This is a genomic window from Ignavibacteriales bacterium (genome assembly GCA_026390815.1).
Classification (GTDB): domain Bacteria; phylum Bacteroidota; class Ignavibacteria; order Ignavibacteriales; family SURF-24; genus JAPLFH01.
The window spans coordinates 35,556-60,083 of the sequence record JAPLFH010000047.1 but is presented as its reverse complement, the minus strand read 5'-3'; the positions used below and the strand labels follow the sequence as shown (position 1 = coordinate 60,083).

The window sequence follows — 24,528 nt, the reverse complement described above, 5'->3', positions numbered from 1 at the left end:
GTGGAGATTAAAATGGACGAAAATTACAATCCGGAGATTCCTACTTCAGCACCAGATGAGCAGGAAGAACAGGAATTAAGCCACACAGATAAGATGACTGGCATTTTTACAGAGCCGTCAAAAACTTTTGAAAAGGTTGCCAAATTCCCACCGAGAACTAAAGACTGGTTTATTCCAGTAATGTTAATGGTAGTTATTGCAATCCTTGCCAACTTTTTTATGATGAGCAATCCTGCCATCAAACAAGAAGCTATGGATAAGCAGATTAAAACAGTTGAAAAAAGTTTTGATGATGCTGTAGCTAAAGGGCAAATGACCCAAGAACAAGCTGATGAACAAATGGAGAATGTAAGGAATCGAATGGAAGGTGGCACGGGTGCAGCGATGATGGCAATTCAAGCTGTTTCTACAATTGTTATTTTGTTCATTGTTTTCTTTATTGTTTCACTTATCTATTTGCTGGTTGGTAAGTCTGTCTTAAAAGGAGAAGGTGCATATGCTTCGGCAATGGTAGCAAACGCTTTACCTTATTATATAAGTATAATTACAATTATTATCACAACTATAATTTCATTTCTTATGAACAAATTAGTTGTTGGATTAAGCATTGCTTCAATAATGGGAATGGACAAATCAACATACACTGGATTTCTTTTAGGAAAAGTTGATCCATTAACAATTTGGGCATTATATGTTACTGGTGTTGGTATTGCAAAGATGTTTAATTCGCAAGATGTAAAAAAGAGTTTGATTACTGTTTACTCAATTTGGATAGTTTGGGGATTGATTACTTTCTTTATTGCTAAAGCAGTACCGTTTTTAAGTTTTCTAAACATGTAAATATTAAAAAATGCGACTCTCTTTTAGAGAGTCGCACTAATTTCAATCAGATTGTGGAGTTAAAAATATATAGTTCTTCCCCTCTTAGAATCGTTATACTAAACGAAACAACCTTTAGAAGAAATAATATTTTGAAATTTAATTGAATGGCTGCTCAATTTACACTTTCAGTAGGAAAGCTATTGGTACAATTTTGTAGCCTTTCTAATTTAAATATATAATCGAATGTTGTTGAAATAAGTTTAGATCAAGTTTTTAAGCACCAAATTCCAAATAACAAACAAATAACAATTTTCAAACATCAAACTCCTTAAAGAGGTTGCTTGGATATTAGTATTACTTGTTTAAAATTTATTTGGGAATTGGGATTTGGAAATTGGAAATTGGAAATTATTATTTGGTTTTTCAAACAATACTTTGCGGATCAATATCAAAATACAACTTTACATTTCTGTAACGGGATTTTTGTTTATACTGAATAAAAGAATTTAGAACAGCATTCCGAAGATAAGCTCCACCGGGATCTATTTTTCTATCACTCTTAATCAAAATATGAAAGCGATAATTCTTCTTCAGCTTTGCAATTATTGCTGGTAATGGTGAGGTTATTCGTAATCCTTTTTTATATTGAAGGAGATGATTATAGAAATCATTTATGGCACCTTTTGCATTGTCTTCATTTTCATCTTTAGATTCAATTAAGCAAATTCTTGTAAATGGTGGATAACCCATTTGCTCTCTTAACAAAATTTCTTTTTGATAGAATCCTTCATAATCATTAGCTAAAACTTTTTGAAGAACAAAATGTTTTTCATTTTGCGTTTGGATTAAGACTTCACCTGCTGTTTTACTTCTACCGGATCTTCCTGCAACTTGAGTAAGCAGTTGAAAAGTTCTTTCATCTGCCCGAAAATCAGGCATCCATAAACTTGTTTCGGCAGAAATTACACCAACCAAAGTTACGTTCGAAAAATCAAGTCCCTTAGAAACCATTTGCGTTCCCACAAGAATATCAATTTCACCTTTGCGGAATCGGTTCAGTATCAATCCAAGCTCTCCTTTTTTTGAAATTGAATCAGAATCGATTCTTTCTATCCGCGCATCTGGAAAATAGAAATCTAATTCATCTTCTACGCGCTGAGTTCCAATTCCAAAATATCTTATACTTAACGAACCGCAATTTGTACAAGCGTTAGGTACTGGTTTTATAAAGCCGCAATAGTGGCATTGCAATGTATTTTTGTTTATGTGAAAAACCATAGGAACTGAACAATCTTTGCAGGTTTCAATCTCACCGCAATCCTCGCAATACACATTGGTTGCAAATCCCCTTCTGTTTTGAAGAATGATTACTCCTTCTTTCTTTTTCAATCGCAATGCAATTTCATCAAGCAAAAGTTTGGAAAAAATATTCTCCATCCGTTTCTTTTTCTTCTCGATAAGAACATTAACTAATTTTATTACCGGCAGATTTGCATCATCTACCCGTTCCTTTAACTCAAGAATTTTATATTTCCCAGTTCTTACGTTGTACATACTTTCTACTGACGGTGTAGCAGAACCCAGAACGATTGGGCAATTAGAAATTTTTGCCCTTACAACAGCAGCATCCCGTGCCTGGTATTTTGGTACAAGATCATATTGCTTGTAACTTGAGTCGTGCTCTTCATCCACTACAATAAGACCAATATTTTCCAATGGGGCAAATAATGCTGAGCGAGCGCCAACAACAATTTTGTATTCACCAGAAATTATTTTTCTCCAGGTGTCATATCTTTCACCATAAGACATGCGGCTGTGAACAACTGCGATTTGATTTCCAAAACTGTTATAAAGCCGGGATGTAATTTGTGGCGTAAGAGATATTTCCGGAACAAGGATCAAAACATTTTTTCCTAATGCCAAAGTTTTTTTTGCAAGTTCGATATAAACCTGGGTTTTACCACTGCCGGTTATGCCGTGTAGTAAGTAAGGGGCAAACGTACTTGGATTTATATTAACAGTAACTTCATCAATTATTTTTTGCTGCTGGGTTGTCAGATTGAAATTCTTAAAATCTTCCGAATAAGTTTCTTCAAATTTCCTATCGATTTCTTTGTCAAAAACTTCAACTAATTCTTTCTGAACAAGGCTATCAACAGAAGATTGTGAAGCTTTAGTTTTTTTCAGAAGTTCACTTAATGCAATCGCCTCACTTTTTTTTGAAATCAATTCGAGAAGAACGACAACTTGCTTAGGTGAGCGCCCTTCGATTTCGGGGATGAATTCATAAACTTCATCTAAAGTTTTTGCAAGTTTTACATATTTAACTTTCTTAATTCCAACTTTAGCTTTAGCCAATTCACTAAGGATTGTAAGTGTTCCTTGCTTTTCTAATTCCCGTAAAGCGGAATAAATATTTTTTTTCTTAATCACTTTTTGCAGATAATCTAAATTAACAACTTCCCTTTCTGCAAGTACAGAAAGTATTTTTGCTTTTATTGATTTTTGATTTTTTTCCAACAGAAGTAATTCCTGGCAAATAATTTTATCGCCAACAATTTTTTTCTTTGTCTCTACTTCTATTCCATACGGAACCGCATTTCTTAAAGCTTCGCCCAATGAGCTCAGATAATAATCTGATACCCATTCGTAGAATTTAAGTGAATCCTTTGTAAAGATTTCAGTTGTATCAAGAATATCCTGAATCGGTTTAATAATTTCTTTAACATCAGTAGTTGGAGAAAGATTGATTATAAATCCGGTTAGAATCCGTTTGCCAAATGGCGCAACTGCCCGAACACCAACCTTTGCAAGATCAATCAGGTCATCAGGAATGGAATACGTGAATGTATTTCTAAATGGAAGAGGGAAAACAATTTCTGCGTACATTTTAAAAAAAAGTCCGGTTATCCGGGAATGAAATAAGTAGAAAAATAATTTTTTATCATCGCTCTTAAATTTTAATGAGAGAAGTATATTGGAAAACCTTGCCTTTTACTTCGACCTAAACAGTTCGAAGAAACAATTAATCATTTCCTTTAGAATAAAACTCAGCTAATGATTTTGTCTTTGTTCCTTCTGTTGGTTCAATCAGGATTTCAAACTTCAATGGATTAATTGACTCATCCCAAAGAATTCTTTTGTATTTAGCCGATTTAATAACTTCTCCATTTGTTGCAACAACGCTGTCATCAAGAGCAAGTGTTAAATAGTAAAATCCTTCTTCATAGGATAAATTTTCCACATCGCTAAGTTTAGTAAAATAGTAAACAGCTTTTCCATTCAACTGTTCTTTTTCCATAATCAATTCTCTGGATGTGATAGTCTTGCCTTCTGCTTTCATATCTTTTATAAATTTATCACTCTTTAGCATATAATCGAAAAGATTATTCTTATCTTCCTCAAATTCCTGGTCATTAGTGGCATCAGATCGGATATTATTATACCAGACAGTAGCTGTGCCTGGACCAGATTTGTTCACATCTACAATGTAAACTATTTTGTGCCCGATTAAACAACCGGATAAAGTCGCGAATAAAACAAACAAAGAGAAGACCGATAAAATTTTCATAACTTCCCCGCTAATTTAAATTTTACTTAAAAACTAAAAGAAGTTTAACAAATTTATTTTTGGCAAACAAGACTTTTAATTACGGATTGCAGTTTTCCAATTGCTAACTTTCTAATGAACTGCTGTTTCAAGCAACGTAAGAGTCTGATCATCAACATTTAGTTGGGCAGTAACTCCTAATGGTAATGTAAATTTATTAGTTATGTGTCCAAAAGACATTCCGTAAAGAACTGGAATTCCAAGATTAAAGAGTCTATCAAACAAAACTTCCGTTAATGAAAAAGAAGAATTAAATTCCGCATTTTTTTCTTTTGGTTCGCACTTTTCAAATACACCAAGAGCTATTCCCGCAGCTTTAGAAAATTTTCCTGCTTGAATCATTTGTGTTAGCATCCTATCTACCCGGTATGGTTCTTCCCCTACTTCCTCAAGAAAAATTATTTTACCAGAAGTATCGATATCATACTCAGTTCCGATCATTGATACTACGATAGATAAATTACCACCAACCATTTTACCAGTGGCTTTTCCGCTCCTTATTACTGCAGATTTTCTGCTAATGTTATTCTCATTTTCATCTTTGGCATTCCAAAGAATTAATTCTGAAGAAGGATTTAATAACACATCAGCAAAATTTTGTTTGGAAAAATTGTTGAAGGTGGAAATTCCTACAGGTCCATGAAAAGTTACCAAACCTGTTTTCTGAAAAATCGCATACAACAAAGCGGTTATATCACTATAACCAATAATTATTTTCGGATTCTGTTTGATCGTTTGATAATCAATTAGATGAAGAATTCTTGCACAGCCATATCCTCCGCGTGCACAAATAATTCCGCTTACATCCTTACGATTGAACATTTCATTTATTTCAGATGCTCTCCTCTCATCAGTGCCGGCAAGGTAGCCGTGCTTTGCTAAAATATCATTCCGATAAACGACTTTGAATCCAAGTGCTTCCAGATTCTTAACAGATTCATTTAACTCATCCTCTGTTATATTGCTTCCCGGTGCTATTAGTCCAACAGTATCACCAAATTTTAATTTTGGGGGTTTGATGATATTTTCGTTTGGATTAACAAATGAATTTGCAAATGCTTCTTTGTACAAAAAAGGAAATGTTGAGGCAATTGAAACTGCCGTTAAAAATTTTCTACGATGCATAATGGTAAATTTCAATTATTGAATGATCAGGAAAACCTATTACATTATTCCAATATTCCATTTCTATTATAAAATTAAATTATGTATGAAGCTCATCAATAATTTTTTCATCCCAAAGCAAATGTTCAAAAGATTCTCTGCTTCTGGAAATAAAAAATCTGTCACCATCTACAATTACTTCTGGTGGTCTCCTTCGTGCATTATAATTTGACGACATAACCATCCCATAAGCCCCGGCAGACAGCACGGCAAGTTTCTCTCCTTCGATGCATTCGGTTATTGTTCTATCCTTTGCCAAAAAATCGCCGCTCTCACAGACTGGTCCGACCACATCCACGATAATATCTTTTCTGTCGTTTATCTTAACAGGTTGAATATGATGATATGCGCCGTACAAAGTTGGTCTTAATAATTCGGTCATCGCAGCATCAACTATAAAGAAAATTTTATTTCTGTTTTGTTTTATATACTGAATTTCAGCCACAAGAATTCCAGCATTTGCCGTTAAAAAACGTCCTGGTTCAAATAGTATTTCGCAATCAAGTTGAAGCAGGATTTCTTTAACTCTTTCGCTTAGCTTAAAAAGTGAAAAGAAATTTTCTTCCTTATACATAACGCCCATTCCACCACCAATATCAAAATGCTGTAATGGAATTCCGGACAATTTCAATTTCTTAAAAAGTTCCGCCATCTTTTCAATTGCTTCTACAAATGGTTCGATGGATGTAATCTGTGAACCAATGTGCATATCAATTCCGCAAAGGCGAATGTTTTTGAGTTTTGAACATTCAAGAAATATTTCTTCTGCTTTTGATGAATCGATCCCGAATTTATTTTCTGCCAATCCTGTAGAGATATAAGGATGAGTCTTTGCATCAACATTGGGATTTATCCGGATAGCAACTGGAGCGGTTTTTTTCATCTCACCGGCAATCTTGTCAATCAAATTCGTTTCACTTAATGATTCAGCTTTAATTAATTTAACCCCGTGTTGCAATGCCATCTTAATTTCTTCAGCAGTTTTTCCAACACCCGAGAATAAAATCTTATTTGGAGTTGCACCAGCTTTTAATGCTCTGTATAATTCGCCGCCAGAATTAACATCAACTCCAGAACCTTGATCGAGAAGTATTTTAATAACATTGAGATTAAAATTTGATTTTATCGCAAAGAAAATGTTATGATTAATCCCTACAAATGCTTTATCAAATTCTTTGTATTGGTTAACCAGATAATTCTTGCTGTAAATAAAAACCGGAGTTCCAACAGTTTCAGCAATTTCTTCAACTGATTTTTGTTCACAGTAAAGTTTTTTTTCTTTATAGTGAAATGAGCCTAATTCCAATAAATTCATTTTATATCAAACAGTTTGTGATAGAAAGTTTTGTGTAAAAATAGAGTAATTGTGTAAGAAAATAAAGCTCATCAACACTTTATTTTAAGATAAGGGTAAATGAAAGAAATTGATTGAAGGAAAGTTGCTGTAATTCACTCTTAAGAAAAAGAGATTATGGCAATCCAATAAAATAGTTTTGTACATTTCTCAATTTTCAATTCGGAAATTTTGCCGGGTAACTGCTAAAACCGATCCTGGCTTGATAAACCAATCCTTTTTCGATAAGTTTAAACCTAATTTTTCACAAAATGATTGTAAATTTATGCGTTATCCTCACCACGAAATTGAAAAGAAATGGCAAGCTTACTGGACTTACAATAATGTTCACAAAACTGATCTGACTAAGTTAGAGAAAAAACTTTACTGCCTTGTAATGTTCATATATCCTTCAGGAGCAAAGCTTCACATTGGACATTGGTATAATTACGGTCCAACGGATTCCTGGGCACGTTTTAAAAAATTAAAAGGTTATAACGTATTTGAACCTATGGGTTATGATGCTTTCGGTTTGCCGGCAGAAAACTATGCAATAAAAACCGGCGTTCATCCTTACGATAGTACAATGAAAAATATTGAAGACATCCACGTTCAACTAAAACATATGGGTTGTATGTATGATTGGGATGCTGAATTGATGACCTGCCTACCTGAATATTACAAATGGAACCAGTGGCTATTTCTTCAGATGTATAAAAAAGGATTAGCTTACAGAAAAAAAGCACCGGTAAATTGGTGTCCTTCCTGCCAAACTGTTTTGGCTAACGAACAGGTACTTGCAAATGGTACCTGCGAACGATGCGGAACTTTAGTTATTCAAAAAAATCTTACCCAGTGGTTCTTTAAAATAACAGATTATGCAGATGAGCTTTTACGGGATTTAGATAAAATTGATTGGCCCGAGAAAACCAAATTAATGCAGAAGAACTGGATTGGTAGAAGCGTTGGAACAAATGTTAAATTTAAGATTGATGGTTTTGATGATGAGATTACTGTTTTTACAACCAGACCGGACACTCTCTACGGTGTAACTTATGTTGTACTTGCACCGGAACATCCACTTGTAGATAAACTTACTGCCCCAGCAAATAAAAAATTAGTTGATGAATACAAAGAATCGATTAAATCTTTAACAGAAATAGAAAGAACATCAACTGTAAAAGAAAAAACCGGAGTGCCAATAGGTGTAAACGCTATTAATCCTGTTAATGGCGAAAGTGTGCCGATCTGGATTGCAGATTATGCACTTGCTACTTACGGTACCGGCTGCGTTATGGCTGTTCCTGCACACGATGAACGTGATTTTGAATTTGCCAAAAAATTTAATTTGCCAATACGAAAAGTAATTTTAGAAAAAGGTAAAAATCCCGAAGAAGAATTAACTGAAGCTTTTGTTGAAGCAGGTGCAATGATAAACTCAGGAAGTTTTAACGGATTAAACTCTGATGATGGAATTGAAAAAATTTCCGATTATCTTGAACAAAATAATTTAGGAAAGCGGAAAGTAAATTATCGTTTACGCGATTGGCTAATTTCGCGTCAGCGTTATTGGGGAACACCTATTCCGATTATCCATTGTGAAAAGTGTGGTGAAGTTCCGGTAAGTGAAAACGAATTACCTGTTGAACTTCCATACCAGGTTGAATTTAAGCGAGAAGGACAATCGCCTTTAACTACGAATAAAAGTTTTATGGATGTAAAATGTCCAAAGTGCGGTGGTGAAGCGCATAGAGATCCGGATACGATGGATACATTTGTCGATTCTTCCTGGTACTATTTCCGTTACTTAAATCCAAACTTCAAAGAAAAGATGTTCGACGTGGATTTAGGTAACCAATGGATTCCGGTTGATATGTATGTTGGCGGTGCAGAACATGCAACCATGCACTTGCTTTATGCCAGATTCATCCACAAATTTCTCCGCGACATTGGAATGACGAACAGCAATGAGCCATTTTCCACCTTGATACACCAGGGCACAATTACAAATCAAGGCGCAAAGATGTCAAAATCGAAAGGTAATGTTGTTAACCCTGATATATTTATTGAGAAATATGGAGCTGATGTTTTTCGTCTTTATATGATGTTTATGGGTCCATACGATCTTGGCGGCGATTGGAACGATCATGGCATTGTTGGTATTGATCGTTTTGTTCAACGCTCCTTTGATTTATTTACTAAGTTTGAAGGAATAATAAAGAATAATTTTGTCTTAGAAAAATTTGAAATTGCTGCTTTGAATGAAGATGAAAAACTCGTCTACAGAAAAATAAATCAAACCATCCGCAAGTTTGATGAAGAGATTGATAACTTCAGATTTAACACAGCAGTTGCTTCTTTAATGGAATTAATGAACGAGCTGCTAAAGAATCTTGAAAAATGCAATCCATCTTTACAGGCGTACACATTGGAAAGATTTGCTGCAATGCTTGCACCAATTGCGCCGCATCTTGGCGAAGAATGCTGGAAATTAATTGGAAATGACAAATCAATCTTTGAAGCACCAAAAAGTTTTCAACCTGATGAAGCAGCATTGGTTGAAGATAAAGTTACTATTGCAGTCCAGATTAATGGAAAACTACGGGCGACGCTTGAAGTACCGAATAACAGTGAGCAATCGTTCGTTAAGGAAATTGCCTTTAATGAAGAATCAGTTAAACGCCACACAGATGGAAAAACAGTTGTTAAAGAAATCTTTGTAAAGAATAAGATTTATAATATTGTAGTAAAGTAGAATTCAGAATACAGAAAACAGAATTCAGAATTGAAAGCTCTGATTTCTATCATTATAAATAGAAGGAATTTATGTTAGACTTAAAACTCATTCGTGAAAATCCGGAACTTGCTAAGCAAGGAATAGAAAATAAAAATGAAAAGAATAGAATTGATGAAGTTGTAGCTTTAGATGAGAAACGCAGACAACTAATAATTCAAACCGATGAATTAAAAGCGAAGAGAAATCAAGTTTCGCAACAAGTTGGGCAGATGAAAAAATCTGGTCAGGATGCTTCCGCTGTTATTGCTGAGATGAAGTTGGTTGGTGATAAAATTTCAGAATTCGATTCTCAGTTAAAAAATGTTGAAGAAGAGTTGACCAACATTTTGATGTACCTCCCAAACCTCCCTCATTCTTCTGTTCCCGTTGGAAAAACAGCGGAACAAAATGTTGAAGTAAGACGATGGATGCCGGAAGGATTCTCTTTTGAAAATATTGAGAAGAAACAAGATCATGTAACTCTTGGTAAAAAATTAAATATTTTAGATTTCGAACGCGGAGCTAAAATTACCGGAAGTGGTTTTCCTGTTTACAAAGGAAAAGGTGCTACATTGGAACGTTCATTAATTAATTTTATGCTCGATTATCATATCAAGAAACATGGCTATACAGAAATTTTTCCTCCATTCCTTGTAAACCGCGCTTCAATGGAAGGTACGGGACAATTGCCCAAAATGGCTGATGATATGTACACAATTGGGCTGGATGATCTCTTCCCTATTCCAACTGCAGAAGTACCCATTACAAACTTGCATCGCAATGAAATACTTGAAGAGAAAGATTTACCGGTTTGTTACGTTGGCTATTCTGCGTGCTTTAGAAGAGAAGCTGGTTCTTATGGTAAAGAGTCTAAAGGATTTCTGCGCGTTCATCAATTTAATAAAGTTGAGATGGTAAAATTTGTAAAACCAGAAACCTCTTTTGATGAATTGGAAAAATTAGTAAACGATGCAGAGGATATTCTAAAAGCATTGCAGATTCCTTATAGAATATTATTGCTTTGCACCGGCGATCTAAGTTTTTCTGCAGCAAAATGTTATGATATTGAAACCTGGTCGCCAGCAGAGAATCGATGGCTGGAAGCTTCTTCTTGCAGTAACTTTGAGAATTTTCAGGCAAGACGTGCAAATATCCGCTACAGAAGAGAAGACACAAAGAAACCCGAATTCGTTCACACACTCAATGGCTCTGGTTTAGCTACCAGCAGACTGATGGTTTCATTGTTAGAAAATTACCAGACTTTAGATGGAAAAATTACTGTACCAAAGGTTCTCCAAAAATACACGGAATTTAATTTTATAGATTAAAAGTGAATTTAATCTTCGCTTAACTGGGCTTTAATCAAGTCCAGTTTTAGTTTTAAAGATATATTTCTTATTATTTTATTACATACGCAACTTTTAACTATCTTTTTTAGTTTTAATTTTGATAAATATTTATATCTTTAATATATGAGCAGTCTTCTTTCATTAAAAAAATATTTCATTCGATACAAAAAGAAACTCCTGTGGGGTTTTCTATTTATTCTTATTTCAAATCTAACAGCAGTTTATGTTCCATTGCTGTTAAAAGACAGCATAAATGCACTTCAGCAAAAAGTGGAAAATTCTGTCTTAGTAAGATATGCTTTACTGATTGTTGCAACATCGTTGATAAGTGGAATATTCAGATATCTAATTCGCCAGACAATTATAGTTGTTTCCCGCGAGATGGAATTTGATATACGACAGGATTTCTGGGAGCATATTCAAAAACTTCCAATGCGCTATTTCCAGAATACTTCCACTGGAAACATTATGGCGCATGCTACAAATGATATAAATGCTATAAGAATGTTTATTGGACCAGCTGTTATGTATTCAATAGACACTGGGATAAGATTAGTAATCGTTTTATTCATTATGTTTTCACTAAGCACAAGCTTAACTCTTTATTCCCTTGTTCCCCTTCCGATGCTTTCTTACCTGGTTTATAAACTTGGGAATCAAATTCATATTAAGTTTAATGCTATACAGGCAAAGTTTGCTGACTTAACGACAAAAGCTCAGGAAAATTTTTCCGGAATTAGAGTAATCAAATCGTATGTACGTGAAGAAAATGAAATAAAAGAATTTAAAAGTGAAAGCCTGGATTATCTTAAAAAGAATATGGAAATGGTTAAAATTCAAGCGCTGTTTCAACCAGCATTGTTTTTAGTAACTGGTACTTCAATTATTCTTGTAATCTGGTTAGGCGGTATAAAGGTAATTAATGGTGAACTTCGGCTTGGAGACATTTCAGCATTTGTAATTTATCTTAGTATGCTTATCTGGCCAATGATTGCTGTTGGATGGGTAACAAATATTATTCAGCAAGCCGCAGCAAGTATGAAAAGATTGAATAATATACTAAATGAGAAATATGAAATTGATGACACAGAAAGAACTGATTCTGATTTAAAAAGTATTAAAGGAAAAATTGAATTCAGGAATGTTTCATTCAAATATCTTCCGCATCTTCCAAACGTTCTTAATAATATTAGTTTTGAAATTCCTGAGGGCAGCACTGTAGCATTAGTTGGACAAACAGGTGTTGGTAAAACATCGCTTATAAATTTAATTCCACGATTGTATGATGTTACTGAAGGTGAAATTTTTATAGATGGGAGAAATGTTAAAGAAATTCCGCTTGATGTTTTAAGAAAACAAATTGGTATTGTTCCGCAGGAAACATTTTTATTCTCAGATACTTTGGCAAACAACATTGCATACGGATTGAATGAAACAAAAATGGAATTAGTTGAGAGTGTTTCCAAAATAGCACAATTAAATAAAGATGTTGATTCCTTTCCTAAAAAATACGAGACGATCCTTGGTGAGCGAGGCATTACTCTTTCTGGCGGACAAAAGCAAAGAACATCACTGGCAAGAGCATTGGCAATAGATCCAGCTATTTTAATTCTTGATGATTCATTTTCTGCTGTTGATACTCATACTGAGGAAGAAATCTTAAATATGCTCCACGCTTTTATGAAGGATAGAACAAGCATAATTATTAGCCATAGAATTTCCACCGTAAAAGATGCTGATAGGATTTTTGTGCTTGAAGATGGAATGATTGCTGAACAAGGCACTCACTCAGAATTGGTTGAACAAAACGGAATTTATGCCGATTTGCATTACAAACAATTACTCGAAAAGGAACTGGAAGAAATCAATTGATGGTTGATGTAAGATGGTTGAAGGATGCTGGAAAAATGAGGATTGATATTTTAAGATTTGCATTTTTCGTTTGACTTTTGACGTTTGACAATTGTTTTTTAATGAATGATAATTTTATAAAAATAATATAAATATGTCCCAAGATTATAAAACTGACGATGAGATTTTAGGTAAAGCATACGATTCCAAGTTGATGAAAAGACTTTTAAGTTATGTTAGACCTTACAAAAAGTATGTAATCCTTGCTATACTGTTAAATGTTGTTGTTGCAGCGCTTGGACCACTTAGACCTTACTTAACAAAAATAGCCATTGATGACAGCATTAAGAATAAAGATTATCATGGTTTGCTTTTAATAACTCTTGGTTTAATTGGTTCACTCGTTCTTCAGTCTATAATCCAGTACTACCTTACATATTACACTGAATATATGGGGCAAAAAATAATTTATGATTTGCGGACTAAAATATTTGCTCATATTCAAAAACTTTCACTCAAATTCTTTGATAAAACACCAATCGGAAGATTAGTAACCAGAGTTACAAACGATGTGGAATCATTAAATGAAATGTTTTCTTCCGGTATCGTTATGGTCTTTAGTGATTTGTTCATTATAGTATGGATTTTTGGTTTTATGTTTTTTATGGATTGGCAGTTAGCTTTAGTTACATTATCAGTATTGCCAGTTCTGTTTTATGGTACATTCCTTTTCAGAAAAAAAGTAAGAGATACCTATCGCGATGTAAGATTTCACCTTGCCAGGTTAAACTCATATATGCAGGAACATGTTACCGGAATGAACGTTGTTCAGATTTTTAATAAACAAAAGGATGAGCTTCAAAAATTCTCTTCGATTAATAATGATCATACTCAGGCTAACATAAAATCAATTTTTTATTATGCTGTTTTCTTTCCGGGAGTTGAATTTCTAAGTTCTATCGCATTTGCTCTGATCATTTGGTATGGCGGCGGTCAAATTGTTCAGGGATATATGACAATTGGAGTTTTATTTGCATTCATACAATACACAGAAATGTTTTTCAGACCAATCCGGGATCTTTCTGAAAAATATAATATAATGCAAACAGCAATGGCTTCTTCAGAAAGAATTTTTAAATTGTTAGACAATAATACTTTTGTACTTAATCCTGAAACTCCGGTTCAAATTAAAAAAGTAACTGGTGAGGTGGAATTTAAGAATGTTTGGTTTGCATATAATTCAGAAAACTATATTTTAAAAAATGTTTCTTTCAAAATAAATCCAGGTGAAACAATAGCAATTGTAGGCGCCACAGGTGCTGGCAAAACAAGCCTAATAAATATTCTAACCCGATTTTATGACATCAACAAAGGACAAATACTTGTTGATGGAGTTGACATTAAGACAGTTGATAAAAGAGAACTCAGGAAATATATATCTATCGTTTTACAGGATGTTTTTCTTTTTTCCGGTACAATTAAATCCAACATTAGCTTGAACAATCCTGACATTACTGAAGAAACAATTATTGAAGCAGCAAAAAATGTTGGCGCTCATAAATTCATAATGTCCTTGCCAGATCAATACAACGAAGTTGTAAAAGAAAAAGGTGCGACTTTAAGTGTGGGACAAAAGCAGTTACTTTCATTTGCAAGAGCGCTTGCTTATAATCCGCAAATTCTTATTCTTGATGAAGCAACTTCAAGCGTGGATACTGAAACTGAAATTTTAATTCAACAGGCAATTGAAAAACTTTTGGTGGGAAGAACGGCAATTGTAATTGCCCACCGGTTATCAACCATCCAGAATGCTGATAATATAATTGTAATGCACAAAGGTGAATTGCGTGAAATGGGTAATCATCAGGAATTACTTGCTAAGAAAGGTATTTACTATAAATTGTATCAACTTCAGTATAAAGATCAGGAAATTTCAAAAACAGCATAATTACTTTTTATATTTTTGTAGGGGTTCATCTGAAAACTAATCAAACCAAATTTGGAATAAAATTACATCGTTAAATTTAATTAGAGCGAATATATCATGAGATTTATGACATTGGAACGTCATATTTTGGAACAGCAGAAGTTGCATCCCAAAGCAACTGGAGAGCTTTCAGCATTGCTTTCCGATTTAATTCTTGCAGCAAAAGTTATTTCACTGGAAGTTAATAAAGCCGGATTGGTAAATATTCTTGGTTACACTGGTAACAGTAATATCCATGGCGAACAAGTTAAAAAATTAGATATCTTTGCCCACGACATGCTTTATAAAGCGATGGATCACGGTGGACATTTATGCGTAATGGCTTCGGAAGAAGAAGAAAATATTATCCACATTCCACCAAAATTTAAACGAGGAAAATACTTAATGCTTTTCGATCCGCTGGATGGATCATCAAATATTGATGCAAACATTAGCATCGGAACTATATTTTCTGTTTATAAAAGAATTACACCGGATGACGGAAATGCCGGAACAATTGAAGACTGTCTTCAAAGCGGATTTAAGCAAGAAGTTGCTGGTTACATTCTTTATGGCTCAAGCACAATTTTGGTGTACACCGCTGGTCACAGAGTGCATGGATTTACTTTGGACCCTGCTGTTGGAGAATTTCTGCTTTCACATGAAAATATTCAAATTCCTAAGAAAGGGAAAATTTATTCAATCAATGAAGGAAATTACAAATACTGGCATCCGGGTTTGAAAATATATATCAAGTACCTGCAGGAAGAAGACAAAGAAACTGAAAGACCTTATGCCTCACGTTATATCGGTTCAATGTGTGCAGACATTCATCGCAATCTTCTTTATGGTGGAATCTTTATGTATCCAGCGGATTCCAGAAATCCAAAAGGGAAATTGCGTTTAATGTATGAATGCAACCCAATGGCATTTATTGTTGAGAATGCTGGCGGCAAAGCTTCGGATGGTTGTAAGAGAATCTTAGATATTCAACCAAAATCACTGCATGAAAGAACCCCGATTTTTATAGGAAGTGAATTTGATGTTAAAATGGTAGAAAAATTTCTGGCAATGGGCGAATCAAAATAAAAATAGAAATACCTTTATTTTATATAAGCACTACTGGATAGTTTTATTTTTCCACGAGTTTTGCATTAACTAATTCTTCATTTAATTTTTGGGCAAGTTCCTTTGGAGAAACTTCTACAATTTTAATCTTAGTAGATTTAACAAGAATCTCAGGATTATCCCCTTCCCCTTTTACAAATTTATAAAGGCAATAACCTAACCGGTTTCTGTCATTTGGAACAGGAATGTTTCCAGATAATTTTTCAACAATATTATATACTTTTTTTTCAGTTGTATCTTCTGAAAATTTCTTAGTTGATGGAGGTGGTAATGATGTCATTTAATTTCCTTTCACTTTAAAATTGCTTCCTAAAAATAATTAACTGTTGCTTAAACTACAATTAACTTTTATTGGAAGGACAATTCTTATTTAACTAAATTTACCGTTGAAATAAATGTTGAAAGTTGAAATGAAGTCAGAAAAGCAAAGATTCAGTCACATTATTCTCATTCGCACATTTCTTTAGAACAGGTTTTGGAAATTAAATTGAATAAACCGAAAAGAATTTTAATTATTCGTTTAAGCTCACTTGGTGATATTCTATTATCAACTCCGTTGGTACGATCATTAAAAAATCAATGGAATACAGAGATTGATTTTTTGCTGCGCATGGAATACCGGGATGTTTATTCTAATAGTCCGCACATTTCAGATCTCTTCCTTTATGAAAATCAAAATGATGAAAGATTGGTGAAAGAACTGAAAAGTAAAAAATATGATTTAATTATTGATCTTCAGAACAATTTGCGCAGTAATAAAATTGTAAGAACTCTTGGAATTGAATCAGTGCGATTCCACAAAAAAACAATTGATAAATTTCTTCTGGTTAAGTTTAAAATAAACAGGATGACGGATTTGCCTCCGATACCCATCCGATATGCTAATACAGTATCTCAATTTGAATTAGATGATTTAGGACTTGAAATATTTCTTCCAAATAATCTTCCGCAAAAAATAAGAAAGAAAGATAATTATATTGGTCTCTGTCCTGGATCTAAACATTTTACAAAAATGTGGCCTGCGGAATATTTTATTCAATTGGGAATTGCACTTTCAAAAAATGGATATAAAATAGCATTGTTTGGTGGCAAAGATGACAAAGTAATTTGTGAAAAAATCGCAAAAAAAATTCCTTCTTCAATTAATTTAAGCAATGAAAACCATTTGCTTCAAACAGCAACAGAGATGAAAAATTGCAAAGCGGTTATATGTAACGATTCCGGTCTTACACATCTGGCTTGCGCTCTTAAAGTTCCGGTTGTAATGATAATGGGATCCACAGTTAAAGAATTTGGTTTCATTCCATATAAAAACAAAAATTTAATTTTAGAGAACAATTCATTATCTTGCAGACCTTGTTCTCATATAGGAAGAAAAGATTGCCCGAAGAAACATTTTAAATGTATGATTGATCTTACACCAGAATACACTTTAAAAATGATTAATGATTTTTTAATTACAATATGAAAAAAATTTGGTTTTTAATATATAACGGAATATTTATTCCTCTGCTTTTTGTAGGACTTCAAATTGGTTCCTTGTTTAATCCCAAAATAAGGAAAGGAATTAGAGATAGGAAAAGATTGTATGAAGATTTGGTTCTTGCATTAATTGCCTTGGATAAAAAAAAGAAACTTATATGGTTCCATTCATCTTCGATGGGAGAATTTGAGCAGGCGAAACCAATAATCCAGCAGCTTAAGGCTGAAAGAGAAGTAAATATTTTAGCTACATTTTTTTCACCTTCGGGATATGAAAACTCTAAGAATTACCCTTTTGCAGATGTTGTTTCTTACATTCCATTTGATACTCCTTCTCTGGCAAAAAGATTTATTAAGACTGTCCAACCCGATTTAGCAATTATAATGCGTTATGATATCTGGCCAAATTTTATTTGGGCAATGAAAGAAAGCAATATTCCCTGTCTTTTAGTCGATGCAACTATGCGAAGCGATTCAAGCCGGAAACTCCCAATTTCTAAAAGTTTTCACAAATCTCTTTACAAGGATTTAACTAAAATCCTAACTGTATCAGAAACTGATTTAAATAATTTTAAAGATTTTAATATTCCAGATAATAAAATCAGTTCTGTTGGAGATACGCGGTTTGACCGGGTATTTCAAAAAAGTATTGCCGCAAAAGAAAAAAAATTATTTAAGGAAGAATTGTTTAAAGGTAAAAAAATATTTGTTATGGGCAGTTCCTGGGAATCAGATGAAGAAATTTTTATCCCCGCCTTTCTTAAATTGATAGAATACCAAACAGATATTGTTTTGTTCTTAGTCCCTCACGAACCAACGATTCAACGTTTGGAAAAATTGGAGAACCAGTTTGCAGGAAAAATTTTATCAATAAGATTTTCTTATTTGAACGAATACATAAATGAAAAAATAGTTATCATCGATTCTATTGGCATATTATTGACTCTTTACTATTATGCGCAAGTTGCGTTTGTTGGAGGTAGTTTTAAGCAAGGTATTCACAATGTTCTGGAACCAGCAGTTTATGGTATTCCGGTTCTGTTTGGCCCAAAAATAGAAAATTCGCAGGAAGCACAAAAGCTGGTTGCGTTGGGTGGAGCAAAAACTATCAAAACTAAAAGTCAGGCTTACCGTACACTAAGAAATCTTTTTAGTAATAATGATATGCGCAAGGAAATGGGCTGTGTTGCTTATCGATATGTAAATGACAATACTGGAGCAACAAATAAGATTCTGAAAGAAATCTATAAGTTCTTTTAATACCAGAAAAAATAATCTTCTTAAACTTTTCTTCTTTCTTTCTTGTTTGAATAATATTCTAATGACTTATTTCAAATCATATTCAACAATTAATAATTTTAATCAGGATGATTATTACTCTTAATTTGATTAAAATTCAGGTAAACAGTTTGTTTAATTAAGTAAAAGGAAAAATCAATTAAAAAATCTCTAAATCCTTCAAAAGATAAATTGAAATTGAAAAAGAATTTTTTCAATTCAAATAAAAATATCGATTTCGATATTCTAAAAGACAGATTCTTTTCTGTTTCTCACGAGTTATTCTTGATATCCGGATTCGATGGGTCAATTAAATTAATTAACGATGAAGTAGAATCTATTCTTGGTTATTCTACTGAAGAAATAATTAAAATTCATTATCAGGATTTGATTCATCCTGAAGATTTAACATCAGCAAATAAAGCGCTTAAGAATTTAGGAATTGGAAAAGCAACTGAAGGACAAGAATTTAGGATAAAATGTAAAAATGGTAAATATAAATGGATATATTGGAATGCAACAGTTTATGCCGAGCAAAAATTAATTCTTTCAATTGGAATTGATATAACCTCCCGAAAAGAAACTGAAGAAGAACTTCGCTTATTAGAATCGTTAGTATTTGCATTTAATGAAATTGGAAATCTAAAAGAATCATTAAACATTACGTTAAGGGAAATATGCAGGTTTACAGGTTGGCCTTTTGGAGAAGCCTGGATGCTTAATGAAATCAGCAATTCTTTAATAAAAATTTCTACCTGGCATATCAATTCAGAAGCAATAATGGAATTTGCAGAAAGCACAAAAGATTACAAAGGAATACCCGGGGAAGGTATTGTTGGTAATGCCTGGACAGCAAAATCCCCAGTTTGGATTGAGGATTTATCGCAAGAAAATAATTTTAAGCGAGCATCTTTTATTAAAGAGACCGGCTTAAATTCATACCTGATAATTCCAATACTTAACAACCAGGAAGTTGTTGCTGCGCTTGCTTTCTTCCAGTTTGGTAGTAATCCAATAAATCATTGGTTACTAAAATTACTTACAACAATAACACAACATCTCGCATCGTTAATTGAACATAAAAAAGTTGAAGAAAGGTTAATAGAAAAAGAAATCCTATTAAATGAAATAGAAGAAATAACACATTCTGGACATTGGGAAATAGATTATAGAAAGGAAAGTTTCTTCTGGTCAGACGGATTATTTTCAATTTATGGTATTCAGCCCACGGCAAATATTAATATTGAAACTATATCTAATTCAATACATCCGGCTGACCGTGACAAGTTACTACAAATCCTTGAACGAGTTCTGAAAGAGAAAACATCGTTTGTTGTTGAATTTAAAATCATCAGATCAGATGGAAGTATTCGCGATTTAATTTCGAGAGGTGACACGTTAAGACAGGAAGATGGCACTATTATTAAAATGGTTGGAATTACTCAGGATATAACAGCCCAGAAAAAAATTAATGCAGAACTTCAGAAGACCGAAATTTACTTTAGATCCTTAATTGAAAATGACTTCGACATAAAAACAATTATTAACAGAAACGGGTATTTTAAATTTGTTAGTCCATCCGCTGAATTTGTTTTAGGATACAAACCGGAGGAACTTAATGGCTCTAAAGTTTTCCAGTACATTCATCCTGAAGATCTTCCATTATTTATAGCTAACATAAGAAATTTGTTGCATATCGATTATAATAAAACAATTCTTGAATTCAGGTTTAGAAAGAAAGATGGAAATTACTGCCACTTTGAAAGTATAATAAAGAATTTACTTACCGTTCCACAAATAGAAGGAATAATTGTAAATTCAAAAGACATTTCAACAAAAAAGAATGATGAAGTTACAATTAGAACTTTGATGGACGTTAGCAAAAAGCTAAACTCAGAACTCGATGTAGATCAAATTATTGATATCCTGGTTACTGAAGGAATTAAATTGGTAGATGCCGAACATGGTGTTGCTGGTTTAAGAATTGAGGAAGGTTTTGTAAGTAAAAAATATTTTAAGAATAAAGCTCCATTCAATTTTGAATATATTTGGCAACCGCATGAAGGATTAGCAGGTAAAGTACTTGAGACAAAATTACCATATATAACAAATAGCGCAGATAGCGATCCTTTCAGCTTAAAAAGTATTGTTTATAAATTTAAAATCCAGACTTCGGTTTGTCTTCCAATTATTGATTCGCAAAAGGAAGTAATTGGTTTTCTGAAAATAGATAACAAAAATGATAGTAATGGTTTTAATAATCAGGATGTAGAAAAATTAATTTCTCTTGCACAAATTGCTGCCATAGCAATTCAAAATGCACTTGCTTTCCAGAAAATCCAAACTGCAGAAATTCAACTTAACAACTCAAGACAACAATTAAGAAGGCTATCCGCTCACTTACAATCTGCAAGAGAAGAAGAACGAACCAGAATTGCCCGGGAAATCCATGATGAATTGGGGCAATCACTTACTGGAATTAAGATGGACATCGCCTGGTTTGAGAAAAAATACAAAAGCACAGAAACAAGCGATCAATTACTTATTGATAAACTTGGTTCAATGTCTCAGCTTATCGATTCAACAATTAACACAGTACGGAAAATATCTTCTGAACTTAGACCGGGTGTATTGGATTACCTTGGGCTTCCCGCAGCAATTGAATGGCAGGCGCAGGATTTTCAAAACAGGACTGGTATAATTTGTAAAATTAAATCCTTACCGGAGGAATTAAAGATCCCACAGAATAGGATTACTGCAATTTTTCGTATTTTCCAGGAAACACTTACAAATGTTGCCCGCCACGCACAGGCAAGTGAAGTTGAAATTAGATTAGATGTGAATGAAAATTTTATTGTTTTGGAAATTAAAGATAACGGCAGAGGCATTACAGAAAGCGAAATACAAAACACAAAATCTTTAGGTTTGCTTGGAATGCATGAAAGAGCTGAATTGCTTGAAGGTGAATTTAAAATTTTGGGATCTGAATCTGGGACAAATGTAATTGTTAAAATTCCTTCTTATAACATCAATAATGATTATGAGGAAATATGATTAAGGTACTTATCGGTGATGACCATGCTATTATCCGCTCCGGATTAAAACAAATTCTTTCGGAAGAGCATAATACCTTTATATGTGGTGAAGCTGAAAATGGTCAGATTGTATTGGATAAAATATTCAAAGAAAGCTGGGATATTGTAATACTGGACATATCTATGCCGGGTATGAACGGAATAGAGATTCTTAAAGAAATTAAAAAGCATAAACCTAAACTTCCGGTATTGGTGCTAACAGTTCATCCTGGTGATCAATTTGCATTAAGATGTATAAAAGCTGGCGCTTCCGGCTACCTTACTAAAGATAGTGCTCCTGAAGAATTAATTACTGCAATTAAAAAAATTATTGATGGCAGAAAATATATCAACAGTCAATTAGCTGAGTTATTAGCAGCTGATTTTGAACGGGATTCTACCAAGCCGCTGCACGAAAATTTATCCGATAGAGAATTTGAAGTTATGAGGTTGATGGCTTCTGGTAAAACTGCAAAACAAATTGCCGAGGAATTATCTCTTAGCGTAAAAACAGTAAGCACATACCGGGCAAGATTGCTTGAAAAGATGGGATTAAAAACAAATTCTGCACTAACCAGGTACGCACTACAAAATAAATTAGTATAAAAATATTTTGTAAGATTTTGTCTTACAGAAAAAGGGTGATTTTTCTTACATAAAATCCAATGTAATTGGCTTGGAACTTAACAGGTTAATTCTTATCGTATAAATAGAACAAAGTAGTGCAGTAAGAAAGTTTTTGATCAAAATCTTTAAAAGAATTTAGAAAATTTACAGTACAAATGAATTATTGAATAATTAGGTTTTATTATGGAGAATATATTTGGCAATTCTCAGAAAGGAATAAAATTTATGAACGTATTTATATCCGATGATTCGCCAATTGTACGTGTTAGACTTGCACACATTTTTGATGAAGTTAAAGGAATTAATATTATTGGCGAAGCCAAAAATGTACAGGAATCTATCGATTTAATTAATCAGCTTAAACCTGATGTAGTAATCCTGGATATTAGCATGCCCGGAGGCAGCGGTATTGATGTTCTGAAAAATATAAAGAATAATAATCACTCTATTAAAGTTATTATTCTTACAAATTATCCTTATCCGCAGTATAAAAAAATTTGTATGGATAATGGAGCAGATTACTTCTTAGATAAATCAAATGAGTTCAATAAAGTTGTTGATATTTTTAAAGAAATATAATTTCTCTTTCTATCTATCTCTTGTTTTTGAATTTTAATAATCCATCGGCACTTGTTCCAATCCATTTATATCCACCATTATCCACTGCAATTGAATTTACAATGTTATTATGTATTGGTGAGTTTGAACCATTAAAAATATCGCGATAAATAAATCTGCCTTCAATAAGTCCCATTCCGTTGTTATAAGAACCGATCCAAAGATAATTATGGCTATCCGGAACAATGCAAGAAAGTCTGTCACTAAAACTACCGGAATACAAAGACCAGCCTTTTACTTCGTCATATTTAAATATGCCACCGGAATATAAACCGAATGAAGTAAATCCTCCCCAAACATTTCCTAATCCATCTGTTGCCAACGCTGTTACTATAATTGGGATATTTGCATTGACATCATTAAATTTTTGCCATTCTTTACCATCATATTTAGCAACACCACTCATTGCTGTACCAACCCAATAGTTCCCTTTTTGATCAACTGTAAAAGCTGTAATTATATTGCTGGGTATACCTGAATTTGAAGTATTATAAACCTTCCAGTTTACTCCATCAAATACAACAATACCTTTATCGTAGGTTCCGATACATAAGTTTCCATTCAAATCTGTTGCTAAAGTAATAATCATATTGGAAGGTAATCCGGAATTATAAGTATCATAGGTAGTCCAATTAGAACCATCAAATTTAACCAAGCCAAAGTTCGAAGTTCCAAACCACTTGTTGTCTTGCGGATCGATATAAATAACACTGATTCGATTTTCCGGTAATGGAGAATTGCTTGTATTATAAATTGTCCAGTTTTTATCATCGAAAGTAGCAATTCCAGCACCATCCGTAGCTATCCACTTAACGTTATTTTTATCAACTGATATACTTGTAATTGTATTGGAAGGCAACGGACAATTACCTTTTTTATATGCAACCCAAACGGCTGTATCTGCCAGTGCCCTAAAAACAGTTGTTGTCATCTGACTTTGAACACCGACTGTTAGAGTATCTTCCCAATATCTTTCTTTAAATAATTTAATTTTATAGCTGCCTGGTAAAAGATTTTTAATTGTTGCTGGAGTTACTTTTCCGGTGTTTTCTGAATTAATAAAAACAGCAACACCAACTGGCCAGGATGTTACTGCAATTTCTCCGCACATTAAAGGATTTGTTGTAAAGTCAATGGCAAGATTAGTTTTAATTTTTTCATTAACTGATACTTTGAATACAGAATCGCGCCAGCCTTTTAAGCGAAGGGTAATCCTGTAATCTCCAGATTCTAACCAACGAATGCTGTCAGACGTAAATTTACCAGTATTTTTTCCATTAAGATATATTGCAGCTTTAGTGGGATTGGATTCTACAAATAAATAACCGGTATGTATAATAGGATCCTCTGGACTAACAGACACTTCTTTATTACAGGAGACAGCAATAATTGCTGAAATGAATAGAGATAGAAAGTAAAGACTTTTTTTCATATTTTTTTTGCGATAGAC

The 24,528-nt window shown here is 33.3% G+C and carries 17 protein-coding genes; 11 read left to right on the top strand and 6 right to left on the bottom strand.

Translation table 11 applies throughout. The features are described from left to right. Window positions 1–12 precede the first annotated feature (12 nt). On the top strand, window positions 13–840 hold the full coding sequence (locus NTX22_14995) for a YIP1 family protein (protein MCX6151829.1): 828 nt from the start codon (window positions 13–15) through the stop codon (window positions 838–840). Window positions 841–1,245: 405 nt separating this feature from the next. Here NTX22_14995 and priA read toward each other — a convergent pair whose 3' ends face one another. The 4 genes from priA to lysA all read right to left on the bottom strand — a co-directional run bounded on the left by priA (window position 1,246) and on the right by lysA (window position 6,911). Next, a complete protein-coding gene (gene priA, locus NTX22_14990) occupies window positions 1,246–3,711 on the bottom strand; it encodes a primosomal protein N' (protein ID MCX6151828.1) in 2,466 nt (821 codons plus the stop codon). 136 nt (window positions 3,712–3,847) lie between these two features. Continuing rightward, window positions 3,848–4,393, bottom strand: coding sequence for a hypothetical protein (locus NTX22_14985; protein MCX6151827.1), 546 nt, complete (start codon window positions 4,391–4,393; stop codon window positions 3,848–3,850). 111 nt (window positions 4,394–4,504) lie between these two features. Beyond that, the gene (locus NTX22_14980) at window positions 4,505–5,557 is read right to left on the bottom strand and encodes an LD-carboxypeptidase (GenBank protein MCX6151826.1); all 1,053 of its coding nucleotides are present in this window, start codon (window positions 5,555–5,557) and stop codon (window positions 4,505–4,507) included. A 79-nt stretch (window positions 5,558–5,636) separates the two neighbouring features. Further along, a complete protein-coding gene (gene lysA, locus NTX22_14975) occupies window positions 5,637–6,911 on the bottom strand; it encodes a diaminopimelate decarboxylase (protein MCX6151825.1) in 1,275 nt (424 codons plus the stop codon). Window positions 6,912–7,215: 304 nt separating this feature from the next. Between lysA and leuS the strand changes: the two genes are divergently transcribed. From leuS to fbp, 5 genes are all read left to right on the top strand, one after another. Then, window positions 7,216–9,684: a leucine--tRNA ligase gene (leuS, locus tag NTX22_14970; GenBank protein ID MCX6151824.1), complete on the top strand. Its 2,469-nt coding sequence runs from the start codon at window positions 7,216–7,218 to the stop codon at window positions 9,682–9,684. A 71-nt stretch (window positions 9,685–9,755) separates the two neighbouring features. Then, a complete protein-coding gene (gene serS, locus NTX22_14965; GenBank protein MCX6151823.1) occupies window positions 9,756–11,033 on the top strand; it encodes a serine--tRNA ligase in 1,278 nt (425 codons plus the stop codon). A 144-nt stretch (window positions 11,034–11,177) separates the two neighbouring features. Next, window positions 11,178–12,926: an ABC transporter ATP-binding protein gene (locus NTX22_14960; GenBank protein ID MCX6151822.1), complete on the top strand. Its 1,749-nt coding sequence runs from the start codon at window positions 11,178–11,180 to the stop codon at window positions 12,924–12,926. A gap of 133 nt (window positions 12,927–13,059) precedes the next feature. Further along, on the top strand, window positions 13,060–14,853 hold the full coding sequence (locus tag NTX22_14955; GenBank protein MCX6151821.1) for an ABC transporter ATP-binding protein: 1,794 nt from the start codon (window positions 13,060–13,062) through the stop codon (window positions 14,851–14,853). A gap of 105 nt (window positions 14,854–14,958) precedes the next feature. Continuing rightward, a complete protein-coding gene (gene fbp / locus NTX22_14950) occupies window positions 14,959–15,960 on the top strand; it encodes a class 1 fructose-bisphosphatase (protein MCX6151820.1) in 1,002 nt (333 codons plus the stop codon). A 43-nt stretch (window positions 15,961–16,003) separates the two neighbouring features. On the opposite strand, the gene NTX22_14945 is transcribed toward fbp, so the two are convergent. After that, entirely contained in the window at window positions 16,004–16,279 is a 276-nt protein-coding gene (locus NTX22_14945; GenBank protein ID MCX6151819.1) for a hypothetical protein, read from the bottom strand. Between the two features lie 207 nt (window positions 16,280–16,486). Here NTX22_14945 and NTX22_14940 point away from each other — a divergent pair, with 207 nt between their 5' ends. From NTX22_14940 to NTX22_14920, 5 genes are all read left to right on the top strand, one after another. Beyond that, entirely contained in the window at window positions 16,487–17,467 is a 981-nt protein-coding gene (locus tag NTX22_14940) for a glycosyltransferase family 9 protein (GenBank protein MCX6151818.1), read from the top strand. Beyond that, complete coding sequence (locus NTX22_14935) at window positions 17,464–18,741, top strand: 3-deoxy-D-manno-octulosonic acid transferase (GenBank protein MCX6151817.1); 1,278 nt, start codon at window positions 17,464–17,466, stop codon at window positions 18,739–18,741. The genes NTX22_14940 and NTX22_14935 overlap by 4 nt, the downstream gene beginning before the upstream one ends. Before the next feature lie 216 nt (window positions 18,742–18,957). After that, a complete protein-coding gene (locus NTX22_14930) occupies window positions 18,958–21,813 on the top strand; it encodes a PAS domain-containing protein (GenBank protein ID MCX6151816.1) in 2,856 nt (951 codons plus the stop codon). Further along, entirely contained in the window at window positions 21,810–22,439 is a 630-nt protein-coding gene (locus tag NTX22_14925) for a response regulator transcription factor (protein MCX6151815.1), read from the top strand. The genes NTX22_14930 and NTX22_14925 overlap by 4 nt, the downstream gene beginning before the upstream one ends. A gap of 246 nt (window positions 22,440–22,685) precedes the next feature. Beyond that, window positions 22,686–23,039, top strand: a complete 354-nt coding sequence (locus tag NTX22_14920; protein ID MCX6151814.1) for a response regulator transcription factor — start codon at window positions 22,686–22,688, stop codon at window positions 23,037–23,039. 13 nt (window positions 23,040–23,052) lie between these two features. On the opposite strand, the gene NTX22_14915 is transcribed toward NTX22_14920, so the two are convergent. After that, window positions 23,053–24,510: a PEGA domain-containing protein gene (locus NTX22_14915; protein MCX6151813.1), complete on the bottom strand. Its 1,458-nt coding sequence runs from the start codon at window positions 24,508–24,510 to the stop codon at window positions 23,053–23,055. Window positions 24,511–24,528: the final 18 nt, after the last annotated feature.